Origin of the sequence: Streptomyces sp. NPDC001852 (assembly GCF_042891825.1) — a bacterium.
In the GTDB taxonomy this organism is placed as follows: Bacteria; Actinomycetota; Actinomycetes; order Streptomycetales; family Streptomycetaceae; genus Streptomyces.
In genome coordinates this window covers 219425-237119 of the sequence record NZ_JBIATN010000015.1, presented here as the reverse complement: position 1 = coordinate 237119, position 17695 = coordinate 219425, and the positions used below count along the sequence as shown (strand labels likewise).

The window sequence follows — 17695 nt, the reverse complement described above, 5'->3', positions numbered from 1 at the left end:
ACGGTTGGCGGATGAACGTCAGCGCACCTTCAGACGTAAAGGGCCATGACCGGACATGATTTCCACCCGCGCTTTCTGGCTCGCCGGCCGTCCGGCCAGCGGTGAGACGACCTTGGCTGTGGCCTCCCCCTGGACCGGTCAGCTCATCGGAGAGGTCAGTGTGCCCACCGATGAGCAGGTGGAGGAGGCGGTGGCGGCAGCGTATGCCGTTCGCGATGAGTTCGCGGCTACTCCCGCATATGTTCGTGCCGCCGCGCTCGACCACGTGAGCAAGCGCCTTATGGAGCGCAGCGAGGAGATCGCGCAGCTCATCTCCGCGGAGAACGGAAAGCCGATCAAGTGGGCTCGCGTAGAGGTCGGCCGTGCGGTGTCCGTGTTCCGGTTCGCCGCGGAGGAAGCCCGCCGCTTCAATAGCGGTGAGGCTCAGCGGCTCGACACTGACGCCGGCGGCCAGGGCCGACTGGCGCTCACCCGCCGCTTCCCGAAGGGCGTTGTGCTGGGGATCACGCCGTTCAACTTCCCGCTGAACCAGTGTGCCCACAAAGTCGCCCCGGCCATCGCAGCCGGCGCCCCGATCATCCTGAAGCCGGCGCCCGATACTCCGCTCTCGGGTCTAATCATCGGTGACCTCCTTGCCGAGACCGAACTGCCGGCCGGTTCCTGGAGCATCCTGCCGGTCGCCAATGACCGGATGCCGGGGCTGGTGCAGGACGAGCGCCTGCCCGTTATCTCTTTCACAGGCTCCGAGAGGGTCGGGTACGCCATCATGGACTCCGTTCCCAGAAAGCACTGCACGTTGGAGCTCGGCGGGAACGGTGCTGCCGTGGTGTTGGCCGACTTTACGAGCGACGAGGATCTTGACCGGGCCGCCGCGCGCATCGCTACGTTCTCCAACTACCAGGGCGGACAGTCCTGTATCTCTGTGCAGCGTGTGATAGCTGACGCCGCGGTGTACGACCGGCTGTTGCCGCGTATCGTCGCAGCCGTCAAATCTCAGGTCACCGGCGACCCTTCGAATGACAGAACTGATGTGGGTCCGCTGGTCAGTGAGGCCGCAGCGTGCCGCGTCGAGTCATGGGTCGACGAAGCCGTCGGTTCCGGGGCAACGCTTTATACGGGCGGCAAGCGGGAGGGCGCTTCGTACGCGCCTACGGTCCTCGCGGATGTGCCAGCAGACACGACCTTGGCCTGCGAGGAGATCTTCGGGCCAGTTCTCACGGTCCTCAAGGTGTCCGGTGAGGCCGAGGCTTTCGCCGCTGTGAACGACTCCAAGTATGGCCTGCAGACGGGTGTGTTCACACGCGACCTGCAGGCTGCCTTCCGGGCACATCGGGCTCTGGAGGTCGGCGGAGTCGTGATCGGCGACGTGCCCTCCTATCGCGCCGACCAGATGCCCTACGGCGGGGTCAAGCAGTCTGGTGTCGGCCGCGAAGGAGTGAAGTTCGCCATGGCGGATTACACCTACGAGCGCGTGCTGGTCCTTACTGACCTGGCGATATAGCAGTTCGCTCACAGCCCCCTGCGAGGCGACGCTCGCCGGGAACGACAGTGCGAGGGGGCGTACGAGAGCCGTGCAGTACGACAGGACTGTGGGTGGCTCCGCTGTACGGTTCGTTCAAGTCTGCTGACCGAGCAGCGCCAGTTCATCAGATGTCGTGCTGCATGTTCGGCGCCGGTGGTCGCGGAGGGCAGGCCGGCGTCCGGCTCGAACCCGCCGTCGCCGCCCCTTGTGCAGATCCGGTCGAGCAGTTCGGCATCCCGTGGTCCTCGCAGCCGGGCCATGGACCGAAGGAGCCACAGTGGACCAAGTGATGGCACACGAGGTCGACAACCATGTCTCCCCAGCTGCTCGTTCAGCTTTCGCACGCGCCTCGTTCGGTGCGTTTCATCGTCAAGACCCCTTGAGGGACCAAAGGAGTGGGGCCCGGCCGTTCACGGCCGGGCCCCACTCATGTCGCTTACGCCGGTGCCGGCGCCCAGAAGCACGCGTCTTTCCTATGGCCGCAGCGACGGAGGGACTCGAGGTATTTCGTGCCCTGAGATGCCCTGCCGGAGAGGCCCCATGTCTTCTGGCGCTTCCGACGGCTGTATGAACTCGGTGGCTGCGGCGGCACGCACGGTCGTCGGCGCCGCCGCTGGCCAAAACTGCCGGGCGTCGGTGCTCTGCTGATCATCTGTGTGCACGGCGTCCGACTCCACGCCCTCAGCCGATTCCGGGGGTCGCCGTGTGCCCGCACACCGGCGGGGCTGCGCTCGCCCGAAGGTTCGGTGTGACTACCGGTGTGACCGCGACGCGGTCACACTCTCATCTTCGCTGGGACGGGCAAGCGCATCGTCTTGCGGCGCTCAGATCTGGTTGAGTCCGCCATCGACGAACAGCTCGGATCCGGTGACGAAGCTGCTCTCATTGCTGGCGAGGAACAGTGCGGCGGCTGCGGCCTCGTCCGGGTGCCCCATCCGGCCCAGCGGTATCTGGCTGGCGAAGGCGTCCCTCATCTTCGCGGCTTGGTCGGCGTCCGCGGCCAGGCCGGTGACGCCCGGGGTGACGATCGGGCCGGGCACCAGGGTGTTCACTCGGATTGCGCGGCCGCTGAGTTCGTTGGCCCAGGTGCGGGAGAAGGAGCGGACCGCGGCCTTGGACGCGGCGTACACGCCGAAGGCGGCGCCACCTGAGGTGGCAGCAGTCGATCCGGTCAGGATCACCGAGGCGCCGTCGTTGAGCAGCGGAATTGCCTTTTGAACGGTGAAGAGCATGCCTCGCACGTTGATGTTGAAGGTGGCGTCGAAGTGCTCCTCGGTGACCTGCTCAAGCGCGGCGAACTCACCGCCGCCCGCGTTGGCGAACAGTACGTCGATGGACCGGCCCCGCTCGGCGACAGCCGCGTAGAGGCGGTCGATGTCCGCGAGGTTCGCGACGTCGCCCCGGACGGCGGTGGCTTCCCCACCGATCTCGGCCAACGCGGCGTCGAGAGCCTCCTGTCGACGGCCGGTGATGAACACGTGCGCGCCCTCACGCGCGAATCGCTTGGCTGTGGCCAGTCCGATTCCGCTGTTGCCTCCGGTGACGACTGCCGTCTTCCCGTCAAGCTGTCCCATGATCGCTTATCCCTGTCCGGTGCAAACGCCAAGCATCATGCACCATGTGTCGCTGCAGTGTTACAGCCCGGAGCGGACAGCCCCGGGCTACTTATGGACTGTACGGTAAAGAACCACGTTATGGACCGCTCGGGCAAAAACGTGGCTGCATCCACACCGCCGAGCGGCGACGAGCCGGCCGACGCCGGTCCGCCCGCCGGGACGCCGGGGCGCCAGGGGGAGTCGTGCGCCACACACCCCGCCACCACCCAGCCTGTCCCCCTGCGTGCCGCAGTGCAGCGGGGCGCCCACGATCTGGACCGATAGGTCAAGAAGGACGTATGCTGTTGAACATGGGACGACCGCGGAATTTCGACGAGGACCAGGTTCTGGAGTCTGCGCGCGAGCAGTTCTGGAATCAGGGGTACGCGGCTACGTCACTGCAGGACCTGACGGACGCCACCGGACTGGGCAAGGGGAGCCTGTACGGGGCCTTCGGCGACAAGCGGCAGCTGTTCCTGCACGTGCTGGACGGCTACCGCGACGAACAGCTCAACGGCGTCCGGGCGGTCCTGACCGGGCCCGGTACGGCCTTCGAACGCCTGACCCTGCTCGTTGAGGGCGTGGCCAAGGGATTCACGGAGGACCCGCAGCGGCGCGGCTGCCTTCTGGTCAACAGCACGTCCGAGCTGCACAGCAATGATCCGGACATCGTCTCCCGGGCCCGGAGCAGCTACCAAGCGGTCGAAGATCTTCTGATCGCCTGCGTGAAGGAAGCCCAGGACGAGGGGACGGTCGAACCGGGGGCGGACGCCCAGGAGGTCGGGCGGCTGCTCCTTGCCGTCATGCAGGGCATCGAGTTTCTTGCGAAGACCGGCATGGACGGCTCAGCTCTGCTGCAGATAAGCCAGGCCGCCCTCAAGCAGCTCTCCCGACACTGACCATCCTGCGGGCCAGCACCCTTCACAGGTGACGTGCCGACCGGCAGGGACCCGGGTGGGCCCGCCCTTGAGCAGGCACTCCGGCCGGGCGGCTGCGCCATCGACTGCGCCGCAACGCGGGCCGACGACGATCCGGCAGTCGACGGCGCCGGCCCATTGCGCACGGGCCCTGACGGCAAAGTCTCCAGGCTACCCAAGTCCGCGCGGGACCTCGCTCGCGCCTCACTTCCGCACGCCGACGGCGATTCGCCAACTGGTGCATTGATCCACTGACTTCGCAATGCACCTGAAGAGGACACAAGTTCTTGACTGTACGGTCCATAAGGTCTACGTTTGGCCTACGACCCGCGGATTCGCTATTGCAAGTAGACGCCGGGTCAGCGGCAGACGGGCACAGACTGTTCCGCTGCACGGCACAGAGAAGCCGGGCGGAATGCGCGAGGGGTCTCGCGTGCCCCACCGCAAACGCCTGCACCCGCCCAACGAAAAGTGATCACCATGACCACCGCTGCCCAGCCGCCCTTCCCGTACAGCCTCCACAACGTGACGATTTCCGTCAGTGACCTCGACGCGTCGATCCAGTGGTGGAACCGGGTGTTCGGCCTCACCCTGCTGGCGAAGTCCCGCTTCGACGCCATCGGAGCGGACGTCGCCTTCCTGGAGGGCCCCGGGTTCCGGCTCGAGCTCCTCCAGCCCGCGGACGGTGTGCGGATCCCCGAACTGACGGCAGAGCCCCCCGCCCACATCCGCCCGATCGGCAACAAGGCCCTGGTCTTCCGCGTCGAGGACCTCGCCAGCGTGACCCGCACCTTCCGTGACCTGGGCGTGACGACCGTCTGGGAGCAGATGGACCTCGGCGACGGCAGCATCTCGACCGCGATCCGCGACAACGACGGAAACCTCATCAACGTCTTCCAGCAGGGCGCAAGCCCGATCGGCTGACACGGCGAACCCATCGCCCAGGCTGCCGAGCCAGTTTCCCTGGGTCAACGGCAGCGCCGCCGTTGGCCCAGGACCGGGGGACGGCGCTAACTACGCGCGAACTCAAGCAGGTCTCTGTTGAAGATCTCGGCGTACTTGGGCACCATCGCAAGGCCATGAGGCGCGCCCTCGTAGACCTTGTACTGCGCGCCCTTGACGATCTTGGATGATTTGGCGCCCGCGGAGACGATGGGCACGATCTGGTCGTCGTCGCCGTGCACGATCAGTGTCGGCACATCGACCTTCTTCAGGTCCTCGGTCGTGTCCGTCTCGGAGAACGCCTTGATGCAGTCGTAGGCGCCCTTGATGCCGACGGTCATGCTCCAGAGCCAGAATTCGTCACGCGTTCCCTGGGAGACGGTCGAGCCCTCACGGTTGGCACCGTAGAACGGGGCACTGAGGTCCTTGTAGTACTGCGAGCGGTCCGTGAGCACACCCTGGCGGATCTCGTCGAACACCTCGATCGGCAGGCCCTCGGGGTTGGCTTCCGTCTTCAGCATCAGCGGCGGGATGGCGCCGAGCAGGACCAGTTTGGCGACCCGTGCCGTGCCGTGCCGGCCGATGTAGCGGGTGACTTCGCCGCCGCCGGTGGAGTGCCCGACCAGGATGATGTCACGCAGGTCTTCGGTTTCGATGACCGCGGCCAGGTCGTCGGCGTAGGTGTCGAGGTTGTTGCCGTCCCAGGGCTGACCGGAGCGTCCGCCGCCGCGTCGGTCGTGGGCGATGGCGCGGAATCCGTTGTCCACCATGAGCTTCATCTGGGGGTCCCAGGCGTCGGCGGTGAGCGGCCAGCCGTGGGAGAAGACGACGGGTTGGCCCGAGCCCCAGTCCTTGTAGAAGATCTGCGTGCCGTCCTCGGCGGTGGCGAAGGGCATGGTTGCGCTCCTCTCGATGTGCACTCGCGGGCCTTACGTCACGCCCTCCGGGGATGTGACCGGAAAGCGGCGCCGCACGAGGTCAACATAATTGCGGGGCAGCGGTTCAGCGCGTCTGGAAACACCGCTTCGGTACGAGTGGGACGGCCGTTGCCTGACAGGCGAGGAAGTGGTCTGTCTCGTACGGTGGTCCTTGCATGCCGCGGGCACATCCACCGTCAGGGGAATTCACCGGTTACGCCACTCGAGTGAGCTCCCGGGCACAGTCACCCACCCGCCTTGAACATCACCACCGGTGGCGGGCGGCAGCCAGGTGATCACGGGTCGTTACTACTCGTTCTGTGACACGCGGAGGGCAGGACATGGGGTCCGACGTTGACGTGCTGGTCGTCGGTGCTGGTCCAGCGGGGTTGCTGCTCGCAGGTGACCTGGCCGAGGCCGGAGTGCGCTGCACCGTCGTGGAACGGCGAGAAGGGGAATCCCAGCTGACCCGCGCATTCGCCGTTCACGCCCGAACGATGGAGCAACTGGACGCCCGAGGCCTGGCCGACGACCTGCTTCTGACCGGCCTCCGCAACCCGATCCTGCAATTCCTCCGGATCGATCTGTCACACCTGCCGACCCGTTACCCCCACGTGCTCGTGACGCCCCAGTACAACACCGAGCGACTGCTCCTGTCCCGCGCCCTGACACACGGCGTGAACATCATGCGGGCCCACGAAGTGACGGGCGTCCAGCAAGACCCGAGCGGTGTCGACGTCACCGTGAAGACACCAGCCGGCACTGAACACAGCCTGCGCGCAGACTACGTCGTCGGCGCAGACGGACGAAACAGCTGCGTGCGCCAGTCCCTCGGCCTCCCATTCCCCGGCCGCTCCGCCGTTCGCTCCATGATGCTCGCAGACGTCCGGATGGCTGATCCGCCGAAGAAGCCGCCCACCGTGGCAGCGACCGGAGACGCCTTCGCCATTGTCGTCCCGTTCGGCGACGGCTGGTTCAGGGTCATGGCCTGGAATCGCCACCACCCCATGCCCGACAACGCATCGGTCGACCTGGAAGAAGTCAAAGACGTCGCCCGCCAGGCGCTCGGCAGCGACTTCGGCATGCACGACCCTCGCTGGCTCTCCAGATTCCACAGCGACGAACGCCAGTCGCCCCGCTACCGAGTAGGCCGAGTATTCCTCGTCGGCGACGCCGCCCACGTCCATTCCCCGGCCGGTGGCATGGGCCTCAACACCAGCATCCAGGACTCCGCAAACCTGAGCTGGAAACTCGCAGCCGTTCAGCGTGGCCGCGCACCGGACACCCTGCTCGACAGCTATCAGAACGAACGGCACCCGGTGGGACGCCGGGTTCTGCGGATGAGCGGGGCACTGCTCCGCGGCGTCCTCACCACACCACGGGCATTGTGCGGCCTCCGTGACTTGTCAGCGCGTACGGTGCTGCAAACCCCACCAGTGGCCCGACGACTGGCCATGGCAATCTCGGGAATCGACATTTCCTACGCCGCCGCGGTCGGCGCGCATCCCCTTGTCGGGAAGCGGGCACCTGACGTCCCCCTCAGTGACGGACGCAGACTCTACGAAGCCCTCCGTAAGCGACGGTTCGTCCTTGTCACACCGTCCGACACGGAACGCTTCCCCTCACTGATCACAGAGTGGGCCGGCGAGGTGGAGATCGTATCCCCGAAGGGCGCTACCAAAAAGAGTGTTCTGGTCAGACCAGACGCCTATATCGCGTGGGCCATCTCGGACGAGTCACCTGAACATCGCATCGACGCGGCCCGTAAAGCATTGACCGAATGGTGCTGCACACAGGGCTCCAGCTCTGTAGCCCCTTCACCCGACCAGGGTCTGTCGTAAGTCACCCTCGCAGCCCTGCTGATGTGGGCGTGACATTTGACGACAGAACCTAGGTTCAGGGCGGTGTGGCAGGCGTGGAAGATCCACCGCGACGGCGAAGACGCGGATGAGGAGGAGGCGAAGGAGGGCGGCCCGACCCCGCTGGAGGTGGCCGCGGTCATCTTCGCCGACCACCGACCTCGCCCTCGGCCACTCCACCGTCCGCGACCGCTTCACCGGCACCGCCGTGCTGAAGACCGAGGCCGCCCGGGAGATCGGCTGCCTCGGCTACGTCGCCCGTGCCAGCGGCCTCGCGTACGACGCCCGCGTTGCGCATCCCTTCACCGATGACGACCCACGGCTTCGCATCCCGGTCCACACCGGCGGCGACGTACTCGCCCGCTTCCTGGTGCGCGCCGAGGAGATCGACATCTCCCTCGCCCTGATCGAGCACACGATCGTGCCCGACTTCCCCCTGACCAACAAGAGCTTCAACCTCTCCTACGCGGGCAACGACCTCTGACCCGCAGCGCGGGGCGGCTCCGAGGTGCGTACGGATGATGACCGGGCGTTCACGAGCCGAGCAGGTTTTCCCCCACGGGTCGAGGGCAGGTGACGTGCAGGATCAGGACTCTGGTCGGACACTGGAGTCAAAGCTGTGGTCGCGGGCGTAGGAGACCAGGGCACGATGGCCAGGAATCACGGCACGACACCCACTTCCGGTGCGGCGGATGTCGTCTTCACCCATTCCGTTTTCGGCGCCCCGTGCTGGGTGAGTCTGACCAGCCGCGACCTCGACGCCACCCAGGACTTCTACGGTGCCGTGCTGGGCTGGCAGTGCCGCAAGGCCAGGCTGGGCGAGCACTTCCGGACCGCGCTGGCGGACGGGGTACCCGTCGCGGGGATCGCGGCGGTGGCCACCATGTGGCAGATGGCCGTGGCCTGGACGCCGTACTTCGCGGTGACGAACGCGGACGAGACCGTGGCCCGGACCCAGGAGCGATGCGGCACCCTGGCGGTCGGGCCGATCTCCTTCCCTCCGGGAAGAGCGGCGCTGCTCGCCGACCGCGACGGCGCCACCTTCGGGATCTGGCAGGGGAAGCTCGTGACCGAGTGGGAGACATGGCGGCAGGTCGCACCCACCTTCATCACCCTTCACACCCGCGACGCCTTCGACGCCGCGATCTTCTACGGCCAGATCCTGGACTGGGCCTCGGATCTTCCCGGCTGCTGCGAGGTCGAGTACGCGGGCGACGAGGTACTGCTGCGCAGCCAGGGTGACATCGTGGCCCGCATCGAGTCGGGGTCTGTCGAGGCGCCACCGGACCCTTCGGTGCGACCGCACTGGCAGGTCCACTTCTGCGTGGCCGACGTGGGACCGTGCGCCCGGGCCGCCGAGAAGCACGGCGGCAGCGTCCTGCGGGAGGGCGAGCACGAGGCTGTGCTGCGGGACCCCGATGGCGCCAAGTTCACGGTGACCTCGCGTCGGCGGCGCTGACCTCCCCGGCATGCGCGTCTTGCGGATCTCCCGGATCTTCCGGATCTCCGGTGGCAAGGTCACCGCTTCTTGGCCAACCACTCGTCCGGATGCGCGTCCTCCTTGCGCATTCCCCGGGGCCAGACGCGGTCGACGAGCGCCGTCCCGCTGCGAGGCCGGGTTCTCCGACCCGACCATTTTGTCGAGAGCGGTCATACGGGACCGGTCGACCACCTGGCCGGTGCGCGAACGTGGGCGCGGTCGTTGGATCATGCGAGAGTGGGCGCATGACGGCATTGGAAGACCCGGTCGTGGCAGTCGGCGAGGTCGAGGAACTCGCGGTGGACGGGCTGCGGTGGCTGACCGCGGTCGCGCGGGAAGCCGTCGGCGGGGGCCTGGCCTGGGCGACCAGGCCCTCCGACGACGAGCTCGACCCGACGCTCTACAGCGGTACGGCCGGGATCGTCCCCGTGCTCCTGGAGGCGTGGCGGCACTTCGGCGACGACTCCCACGCCGACGCCGCCCTGCGCGCGGCCCGCGCCCTCGCGGACTCCCTCGACGGTGTCGACGACGACTCCCTCTACTTCGGTCGCACCGGAACGGCCCTCGTCCTGCGGGCCGTTCACGACGAACTCGGCGACGCGGCCGCCGGTGCGGCCGCGGACCGCGCGCTGGGGCTGGTGCGGTCAGGCTTCGACGGCACGCGCTGGGGAGAGTTGTTCGAGCTGATGGGCGGCAACGCGGGGATCGGCCTCGGCGCACTCGTGGCCGGCGACGCCGAGTTGGCCGTCCTCGCCCTGGAGCCGTATCTGCGGACGGCCGAGCAGACCCCGGCGGGCGTGCAGTGGGCCCACCGCCCGGGCATCGACTCCCGTCTGCACCACATCTCGCACGGCACGCTCGGAATCGTCCTGGCGCTGGCCCGGGTCGGCCGGGCCTGCGGGCGCGCTGACCTGGTCGAGCTGGCGCTGGCCGGTGCCGCGGACGTCGTGGCGCGTGACGAAGCGGGCCCGGAGGGCTTCCTGGTGCTGCACTCCACCCCGCAGTACCGACCCGACGTGATCGAGCCCATCAGCTACGGCTGGTGCCACGGCCCGGCCGGCGACGCCCAGGTCTTCCGGCTGCTGCGCGACGTCACGGCCGACCCGGTCTGGCCCGCCCTCGTCGACCGCTGCTGGCACACGGTCACCCACTCCGGTCTGCCCCGGCGGCCGCGCCCCGGCTTCTGGGACAACAACGGCCGCTGCTGCGGTACCGCGGGCGTTCTCGCCCTGGCCTGCGACCGGATCACCGAACAGCACGACGGCGACGACTTCGCCCACGTCCTCGTCGCGGACCTCGCCGCCCGCGCGATCCGGGACATCGACGGTGCCCGCTGGTCCAACTTCGAGCACCGGTCCGCTCCGGGCGATCTCGAACCGTGCACCGGCTGGGCGATGGGCAACGCGGGCGTCGTCCGCGAACTCCTGCGTTTCGTACGGCTGAGCCGCGGGGGTGATCCCCGGTACGCGTTCACCTGGCCGGACCAGCCTGCGGTGCCCGCTCGGGCCACGGTCCGCCTCTCCGGTACCGACGCCATGTCGTGAGGGACGGGTGCGCACGCCGGCGTCACTGCCTGGCACCGAAGTCCTGCGTCCACCACGGGCCGCCCGCACCCTTGTGAACGCCCACACCGATGTCCTTGAACGAGCAGTTGAGAATGTTCGCCCTGTGACCGGGGCTGTTCATCCAGGACTCCATGACGGATGCGGCGGTCTGCTGGCCCTGGGCGATGTTCTCGCCGTATGTGGACCAGCGATAGCCGGCGGCCGTGATGCGCTGGCCGGGGTCGGCGCCGTCCGGGTTGGTGTGGTCGAAGAAGTGGCGAGCGGCCATGTCGTCGGAGTGGCCCTGGGCCGCCTGTTGCAGCTGCGGGTCCTCGGTCAGGGGGGCGCAACCGGCGCCCGACCGTTCCTTGTTCACCAGCGCGACCACCTGGCCGACGACGTCGGTCGGTTCCGGCGTGGACGGCGCCGTGCTCGTCGGGGTCGCAGCCGGTCGGGCGGGCTGGCGCCCCGTGGGTCCGCTCGCCCTGCCGCGGCTCGGGGCCTTCCCGGCCCGCGGCTTCTTCGGCTTCGTCGGTGACGGGGAGGGGGAGGCCGACGGCGACACGCCACTGGCACTGGGCGTGGCCAGGTCCAGGACCGGGGCGGCCGCTCTTCGCTCCGCGCTCGCGCTGTCGCGGCCGGTTCCGGAATCCATGCGGAAGTACCACAGACCGCCACCGACGACGCAGGCCGCGACGACGGCCCCGCCGACGGCCCGGCGCCGCATCCGCCGACGCCTACGGGACTGGCGCCGCGAGCCGGTCCCGCCCCGCGCGGCACCTGGTGCAGCGGCCGGGCCCGAGGCGGTATCGCCCCCGGTGACCCCGAGCGGTGTGGCCGACCCTGCCGGGACAACACCCCCCGAAGAGGTGGAGAGCCTGGCCGGCAGCGCGGGCGACGCGGCGACCAGCGCCAGACCGGCCAGCAGTCCCTCCGCCGGCATCAGGCCGCTCCACAGTCCGCTGCACTGGGAGCAGCCGCGCGCGTGCCGGGCTATTCGCTTACGCCACAGAGCCGAGGGCCTGCCGTCCCAGGAAGCCAGCACGATGCGCAGCTCCTCGCACCGGGGCCGTGCGTCGAGCGCTCGTACGACCACGCGGGCCGCCTCGAGCTGCGTCTTCATCCGCTGCACCCGGACCGCTGTGTGCTGGGGCGACAGGTCCAGAGCCGCCGCCACCTCGGCCCGGGTGAGCTCGCCGGCACACTCCAGCCACCACAGGGACAGCAGTCCCCGGTCCTCGGGTTCCAGCCAGCGCGTCGCCTGCGCTGTCTCCTGTCGCTGTCCGGCGAGCTGGAGTTGGACCACCGTCAGGTCGACGAAGTCGGCACCCGGATCGGCCAGGTCCTCGGCTTCCTCCATCGTGCCCGGGGCGGCGCGCCGGTTCTGCCAGTGCGCCCGGACCTGGTTCATCGCGATCGCCACGAGCCAGGGGCGAAAGCGCTCAGGAGTGCGCAGTTCGCCCAGCCCGTCCAGGGCGCGCAGCATGGTCTCCTGCACCACGTCGTCGACGTCGACCGAGCCGTTCAGTGCCCGGCCCACGATGTTGTAGACCAGCGGGAGGTAGGTGTGGACCAGCGTGTCCTGGGCCTGCGTGTCGCCCTCTCGGGCGGCCGTGACCAGTATCGCCGTCTCCGCCGCGTCCTGCGTACTCATACAAATGCTTCCCGTCATCGAGGCCGAACGATTCTGTCCGATAACTGGGAGATCACTCGACACGGCCCGGATAACAGTTCTTCGGCAGTGAGTTTGAATCGGCGCGGGGAGCAAGGACCGGACGTGCGGAGACGACCGGGGTCGTTCAGGAGCACGCCACGCTCGTCCAGAAGTCCCGCATCAGCGGGGTCGGGGCCGGGCTTGTCATCGCCACCTGCGTCAGGAGGATCGCGGCCGTTCCCGTGGACGGCACGATGTGGGCCGTCGTACCCGTGCCGCCCACCCAGCCGTAGCGGCCGGGTACGTTCCAGGGAGCGGCCGGGGTGACATCGACCTGGCCGCCGTAGCCCCAGCCCTGGCCCTCCAGGAAGAGCGGGACGGCGGCGCGCTGTTCGGCCGTGAGGTGGTTGGTGGTCATGCGGCCGACCGAGGCGGGGGTGAGCAGGCGGTGGCTGTTGCCCTCGCCGCCGTTCAGCAGCATGCGGGCGAAGGCCAGCCAGTCGTTTGAGCAGCGCCCGGTCCGGCCGGCGATCCGTGCCGACCATGGCGTGCATGCGCGCGAGATGAGCCTGCTCGGATCCGCTCTCTGCGGCAAGCGCCGGCTCCCCCACGAGGCGCCGGGCCTCGGCGGGATCGGAGCCCGCATCGCCGAGTACGGTCCAGACCTCCCCGAGTCGGCGCTGGTCCACCTGGACCGGGCCACCGGCCGAGCCGGCAGGTCGCGGCGGGCTTCCAAGCCGGTCGGGGGCCTGGCCGGTGGCCGGCGGCGCACGGACGATCGCCCCTGCCGATGTGCCGACGGTCAGGTCGATGGGGAGCCTGTCGGGGCGCTGACGGACCGCCGCTGTTCCCGGTGCCGGGGGTGAACTGGATCGGCTGCTCTGATCGCACGGGCCGGGCGCCGATGAATTCGACGGCGGGGCGGGGTCTACACCTGGAGACCGCGAACTGCGCACACGACAGCGAGGGACCATGAGCACCAACGCACTACCGCCCGTCGTCGACGCCGGAACCTGGCAACGAGAGCTCGAAGCCCTGCGCGTCCGGGAGAAGGCCGCGACCCGAGAACTGGACGCGATCGCCGCCCAGCGTCGCCGCCTGCCCATGGTCCGGATGCCCGAGTACACCCTTGAGGGTGAGAAGGGACCGGTCCGGCTGGTGGACGTCTTCGAAGGCAGGAAGCAGCTGATCGTCTACAGTCACATGTGGTTCCCCGGCAAGCAGTGGCAGTGCCCGGGCTGTACCGGCTTCACGTCGCAGTTCACCCGACTCGACTTCCTGGACGCCTATGACGCCCGGTTCGTCGTCGTCACCCAGGGGCCGATCGACGAAGCACTTGCCTACAAGCGGCGCGTCGGGAACCGGATGGCCTGGTACTCCACTGCGAACAGCCCGTTCGGCAGCGACATCGGCGCACCGCCCGGCGGCGGATTCGCCGTCAACGTCTTCCTCCGTGACGGCGACACCGTGTACCGGACCTGGCACACCGACGGCCGTGGCGTCGAGCAGCTCAGTCACACCTTCGCGCTGATCGACGTGCTGCCCTACGGCCGCCAGGAGGAATGGCAGGACTCGCCCGACGGCTGGCCACAGGATCCGACCTACAGCCGGTGGAGCTCCTCCGAAGACATCGCGGCACTCTACGGACCCGGACAGCACACCTAGGACTGCCGTACGGCCTGACCGGGCGTGTCCGCGGTCGCTCACTCGTTCGGCGGTAGGCAACACCGAGGAAGGGAGCCGGCGGCGGATCGGCAGGTGAACGTATGGTCGAGCGCCCGGACAGCGCGAGCAGCGCCTGGTGTGCGGCTCTGGCGGGGTGTGCAGGCGCGTGCGTTGTCGGACAATGGGCAGCATCGGGGGCCCCGGCCCGATTCCGGCGGGCCGGGGCCCCACATCATGCACTCGGCGCCGGATCAGTCCCAGCCACCGTGGCGCCGGACCACGCGGAAGCTGGCCACCACTCCGCGCTTGACATGGATGTCATCGACCCTGCGCGGGTGCACGCCTTCCGAGGAGCTGTGGGGGCCGACGATGGCGATGGGAGCGCCGTTGTCGCAGACCACCCCGCGGAAGACCTCGACGATCTTGTCGCTCTCGTTGCGGATGTTGATGCTCCGGGCGCCCAAGCCGCTGACCACGGTGATGCAGTCGCCGGGCCGGCTGGAGTACGACCGCTCGTTGATCAGGATCCGGCCCCAGTCGCCCTCGCGGCCCTCGCGGCCCCCGCGGCCCTCGTTGCCCTTGCCCTGCCCGGATTCGCCGCCGAGGGGCGCCGCGGCGGCAGCGGCCGGGGCCGCCTGGGGCACCGGGGCGTCGGCCGCCGACGCGTACGTGATGCCGGTCGCGGCCAGGGCTGCGGCGGCCGCGAGACCAGCGGTGACCACGGTGGAACGGGGGACCTTCATGTCGTTTCTCCTGTCTGCTGTCTCAGAGATACCGGCCCGTCAGCCGGTCGTGATCAAAAGTACCTACAGCGGACACACCGGTCATATTGAATGACTTCCATTGGGCGCCGATCGGGGTATTTCCATCGCGACACGCCACTCCCCCGAAGGCGCCATCGGACGTCAAGTACCCGAAGACAAAAGCGGATTGATGCGACATTAGCCCTTTCGACTGATCTCCTGATGCCCACTCACCTGCCGCACCCCCAGCGTGTCGCTCCATCAGGGGGAGATCGAGCCGTGCTACGGGGGTCCGCCGGGCCTCCCATCGATCCGGTTGACGCAACCATCCGGTTGCCATACTCTTGCAACCAGATGGTTGCGACACCCGTGGAGGCAGTCATGGCATTCCCTGATCGAATCGAGCGGACGATCGAGATCGCCCACCCCCCGGCCAAGGTGTGGGCGGCACTCACCACGGCCGAGGGACTGAGCGCCTGGTTCGGCGACGAGGCCGCGATCGATCTACGCCCGGGCGGCACGGCCTGGATGAAATGGGAGGGCGGACACACCGCCGACATGCGGGTGGAACGAGTGGAGGAGCCGACGGTGTTCGGCTTCACGTGGCGCACGGCCGAACTGCCCGAGCACGATCCGCGCCGCACATATGTGGAGTTCACGCTCCAACCGGTCGGCACCGGCACCCGGCTGACAGTGGTCGAGACCGGCTTCGCGCAGCTGCCGGACGAGGTCCACCGCAAGGAGTACGACGGCCACACCGAGGGTTGGGCGCGCGAACTGGGCGAACTGGTCGACCACCTCGATGCCGCAGCCTGACATCGAGGCGATCGCCGAGCAGGTCTTCGCCGCTCTGGCCGACCCGAGCCGGCGCGCCATCCTGGCCGCGCTGGCTTCAGGGGGGCCGGCCACGGCCACGGAGCTGGCCGGCCGGCTGCCGATCACGCGGCAGGCGATCGCCAAACACCTGGCCCTGCTGGCCGACGCCGGCCTGGTGACGGCCGAACCGGGTGAGCGACGCCGGGTGCGCTACCGGCTGCGGTCCGCACCGATGCAGGTGGCGCAGCAGTTCCTGGCCGCGCTGGCGCGCGACTGGGACAGCCCCCTCGGCGCACTGAGAGATCATCTCGACGATCAGGCTCGCGGATCCACGTGACAAGGCCCGCCGCCTGACACACCGGAGGGAGAACCGACGGTGAACATCGGATTCCGGCGCCCGACCGCGCCGGCGATGGTGCTGGGGGCGATGATGCTGCCGGGCGCGGCCCCGGCGGTCGCCCTGCATGTCCGTGTGGCCGGCGGGCTTCGAGGCGCGCCGCTGTTCGCCGGGGCCTGCCTCGCCGTGTGGGCACTCGCAGGTGGCGTGGCGTACGCACTGGACCGGCCGCACGGGTCGCCGGTCGCCGCCGTGGTGGTGATCACCGCGGGCGTCCACGAGCTCACGCCGCCGACGATGTAGCGAGGAGAGGAGGACCGGACAGACCAGAGCTCGGCACGGCACCCGGCGCGGTGACGAACTGGCCCGGCGGCCGCGGGAGTTGCCCTGGCTGCGGGTGGACAAGGACTACCGCTTCGAGACCGAGGAGGGAACGGCGTCGCTCGCCGACCTGTTCCGGGGACGCTCGCGGCGGGACGTCCTGTGGGGGATGTACCAGTGGCTCGACCGCGCGCCCCTCGGCCGCAACGAGACCGGCTTCTGGTGGCGCCGCCACGACGAGCACGACAACCGGTGAGCGAGGCCTGCCGAGATCCGGGCCCCGGGGAGGCTGCACCGGCGTGTGGCACTCCGGCGACTCGGGCCGTTGCGGGGCCGAGCACGGTCTGGGCGGCGGCCTTGTCGTTGGACAGCCCGGTCGCCACGAGCGCGGGGATCCGCCGGCTCAACCAGGGCCCTGAACCATCACCGGACCCAGCGGGGACGACGGTGACCGATCAGGGGTGATCACTTTTCGGATGCGATGATCAGGGAAACAGTCGGCGCCATCGAGTGGCACGGCCCGGTCGGCTGAGCACGGATGATCTGGAAGGCACACCATGGCAACGGCGCATGCCGGCGCACTCGAGCGGTGGTGGGGCAGGTCAGTCCGTGTCGCGGCCACCCAAAAGGCCGGCGACCTGTGAGCGTACGACATCCCACGCGGCGGTCGGCAGGTCGCCGAAGGCCGCCGCCCGCAGCGTGTGCAGGGCTTCCTCGGTGTCGGTGACGCCCGGGACGCTGCCGCTGAGCACGTCATAGCCGTCGCGCACCGCGACCCGCAGCAGGTCGCCACCGCCGTCGAGGTACAGCGCCGAGGCGACGACGAGCGGCGGCGGTCCGCCGGCCTCGCCGGCCAGTTTCCGATAGGCGCTGGCGATCGGTTCGCGCCAGCGCAGGCTGAGCAGGACGGGGCGCTTGGTCACCAGCTCGGCCAGGTCCGTCTCGTGGACGCCGTCGGAATCCAGCACCGTCGCCCGGGCGTCCAGTACCGTCGCCGCGGGCAGCAGACACCGCAGTGTGCTGCCGACGAGGTTGCCGCCGACCGTCGCCGTCCGTCGCACGGCCCCGGTGCCCACCGCGGCGGCCGCCCGGCGCAGCACGTCCGGCATCCGGTCGTCCATCCGGTGCAGGACCACGGCGCCGCCCACTGTCTCCCGCCCCAGCACGTTGGCCTCCGGCACCTCCCGCAGGGACACGGCCAGTTCGGGGAAGCCGTCCCGCTGCCATGTGGCCCACACGAGCGTGGCCCCGCCGATCGGCACGGCTCCCTCGGACAGGCACTCCTGGGCTTCGGACACCGACGTGGGGAGACGCAGCAACACAGCGACCGGCCTGCCTTTCTCGCGAGTCGACCGAAGGCGGTGGGTGATGCCGTGGTCGACC

At 69.1% G+C, this 17695-nt stretch carries 17 protein-coding genes and 2 pseudogenes; 13 read left to right on the top strand and 6 right to left on the bottom strand.

The features are described 5' to 3' along the window. Positions 1 to 55: 55 nt before the first annotated feature. Complete coding sequence (locus tag ACFYZB_RS26510; protein WP_388763020.1) at positions 56 to 1501, top strand: aldehyde dehydrogenase family protein; 1446 nt, start codon at positions 56 to 58, stop codon at positions 1499 to 1501. Positions 1502 to 2346: 845 nt separating this feature from the next. Here ACFYZB_RS26510 and ACFYZB_RS26505 read toward each other — a convergent pair. Then, the gene (locus tag ACFYZB_RS26505; protein WP_388763018.1) at positions 2347 to 3096 is read right to left on the bottom strand and encodes a glucose 1-dehydrogenase; all 750 of its coding nucleotides are present in this window, start codon (positions 3094 to 3096) and stop codon (positions 2347 to 2349) included. Between the two features lie 332 nt (positions 3097 to 3428). Between ACFYZB_RS26505 and ACFYZB_RS26500 the strand changes: the two genes are divergently transcribed. Both ACFYZB_RS26500 and ACFYZB_RS26495 read left to right on the top strand, forming a co-directional pair. Then, positions 3429 to 4016 (top strand): TetR/AcrR family transcriptional regulator, encoded by a 588-nt coding sequence (locus tag ACFYZB_RS26500; protein WP_388763017.1) that lies wholly within the window; start codon positions 3429 to 3431, stop codon positions 4014 to 4016. Positions 4017 to 4514: 498 nt separating this feature from the next. Beyond that, complete coding sequence (locus ACFYZB_RS26495) at positions 4515 to 4958, top strand: VOC family protein (RefSeq protein ID WP_190172138.1); 444 nt, start codon at positions 4515 to 4517, stop codon at positions 4956 to 4958. An 86-nt stretch (positions 4959 to 5044) separates the two neighbouring features. On the opposite strand, the gene ACFYZB_RS26490 is transcribed toward ACFYZB_RS26495, so the two are convergent. After that, the gene (locus ACFYZB_RS26490) at positions 5045 to 5872 is read right to left on the bottom strand and encodes an alpha/beta fold hydrolase (RefSeq protein WP_388763015.1); all 828 of its coding nucleotides are present in this window, start codon (positions 5870 to 5872) and stop codon (positions 5045 to 5047) included. Positions 5873 to 6234: 362 nt separating this feature from the next. On the opposite strand from ACFYZB_RS26490, the gene ACFYZB_RS26485 reads away from it, so the two are divergent. From ACFYZB_RS26485 to ACFYZB_RS26470, 4 genes are all read left to right on the top strand, one after another. Next, on the top strand, positions 6235 to 7734 hold the full coding sequence (locus ACFYZB_RS26485) for an FAD-dependent monooxygenase (protein WP_388763013.1): 1500 nt from the start codon (positions 6235 to 6237) through the stop codon (positions 7732 to 7734). A gap of 226 nt (positions 7735 to 7960) precedes the next feature. Further along, positions 7961 to 8236, top strand: a complete 276-nt coding sequence (locus tag ACFYZB_RS26480) for a hypothetical protein (protein ID WP_388763011.1) — start codon at positions 7961 to 7963, stop codon at positions 8234 to 8236. 165 nt (positions 8237 to 8401) lie between these two features. Then, the gene (locus ACFYZB_RS26475) at positions 8402 to 9211 is read left to right on the top strand and encodes a VOC family protein (protein WP_351212548.1); all 810 of its coding nucleotides are present in this window, start codon (positions 8402 to 8404) and stop codon (positions 9209 to 9211) included. Positions 9212 to 9477: 266 nt separating this feature from the next. Next, positions 9478 to 10776, top strand: a complete 1299-nt coding sequence (locus ACFYZB_RS26470; protein ID WP_388763008.1) for a lanthionine synthetase LanC family protein — start codon at positions 9478 to 9480, stop codon at positions 10774 to 10776. A gap of 22 nt (positions 10777 to 10798) precedes the next feature. On the opposite strand, the gene ACFYZB_RS26465 is transcribed toward ACFYZB_RS26470, so the two are convergent. Beyond that, entirely contained in the window at positions 10799 to 12430 is a 1632-nt protein-coding gene (locus ACFYZB_RS26465; protein WP_388763006.1) for a sigma-70 family RNA polymerase sigma factor, read from the bottom strand. Between the two features lie 145 nt (positions 12431 to 12575). After that, a pseudogene (locus ACFYZB_RS26460) lies at positions 12576 to 12935 on the bottom strand (serine hydrolase); the annotation flags it as partial. Between the two features lie 467 nt (positions 12936 to 13402). On the opposite strand from ACFYZB_RS26460, the gene ACFYZB_RS26455 reads away from it, so the two are divergent. Further along, a complete protein-coding gene (locus ACFYZB_RS26455) occupies positions 13403 to 14095 on the top strand; it encodes a DUF899 domain-containing protein (RefSeq protein WP_388763004.1) in 693 nt (230 codons plus the stop codon). 251 nt (positions 14096 to 14346) lie between these two features. Here ACFYZB_RS26455 and ACFYZB_RS26450 read toward each other — a convergent pair whose 3' ends face one another. Further along, positions 14347 to 14838: a hypothetical protein gene (locus tag ACFYZB_RS26450; RefSeq protein ID WP_388763002.1), complete on the bottom strand. Its 492-nt coding sequence runs from the start codon at positions 14836 to 14838 to the stop codon at positions 14347 to 14349. A gap of 381 nt (positions 14839 to 15219) precedes the next feature. Between ACFYZB_RS26450 and ACFYZB_RS26445 the strand changes: the two genes are divergently transcribed. The 5 genes and pseudogenes from ACFYZB_RS26445 (at position 15220) to ACFYZB_RS26425 (ending at position 16568) form a co-directional block, all read left to right on the top strand. Then, entirely contained in the window at positions 15220 to 15654 is a 435-nt protein-coding gene (locus ACFYZB_RS26445) for an SRPBCC domain-containing protein (protein WP_388763001.1), read from the top strand. Next, a complete protein-coding gene (locus ACFYZB_RS26440; protein ID WP_388762999.1) occupies positions 15641 to 15991 on the top strand; it encodes an ArsR/SmtB family transcription factor in 351 nt (116 codons plus the stop codon). The genes ACFYZB_RS26445 and ACFYZB_RS26440 overlap by 14 nt, the downstream gene beginning before the upstream one ends. Before the next feature lie 39 nt (positions 15992 to 16030). Continuing rightward, entirely contained in the window at positions 16031 to 16294 is a 264-nt protein-coding gene (locus ACFYZB_RS26435) for a hypothetical protein (protein WP_388762997.1), read from the top strand. A 10-nt stretch (positions 16295 to 16304) separates the two neighbouring features. Further along, positions 16305 to 16448, top strand: a pseudogene (locus ACFYZB_RS26430) (DUF899 family protein); the annotation flags it as partial. After that, positions 16443 to 16568, top strand: a complete 126-nt coding sequence (locus ACFYZB_RS26425; protein WP_388763077.1) for a DUF899 family protein — start codon at positions 16443 to 16445, stop codon at positions 16566 to 16568. The pseudogene ACFYZB_RS26430 and the gene ACFYZB_RS26425, both read left to right, overlap by 6 nt. Before the next feature lie 346 nt (positions 16569 to 16914). Here the strand turns inward: ACFYZB_RS26425 and ACFYZB_RS26420 are convergent, their stop codons facing one another. Beyond that, positions 16915 to 17634 carry an FAD binding domain-containing protein gene (locus ACFYZB_RS26420; protein WP_388762995.1) on the bottom strand — a complete coding sequence of 240 codons (720 nt, stop codon included), beginning with the start codon at positions 17632 to 17634 and terminating at the stop codon, positions 16915 to 16917. Positions 17635 to 17695: the final 61 nt, after the last annotated feature.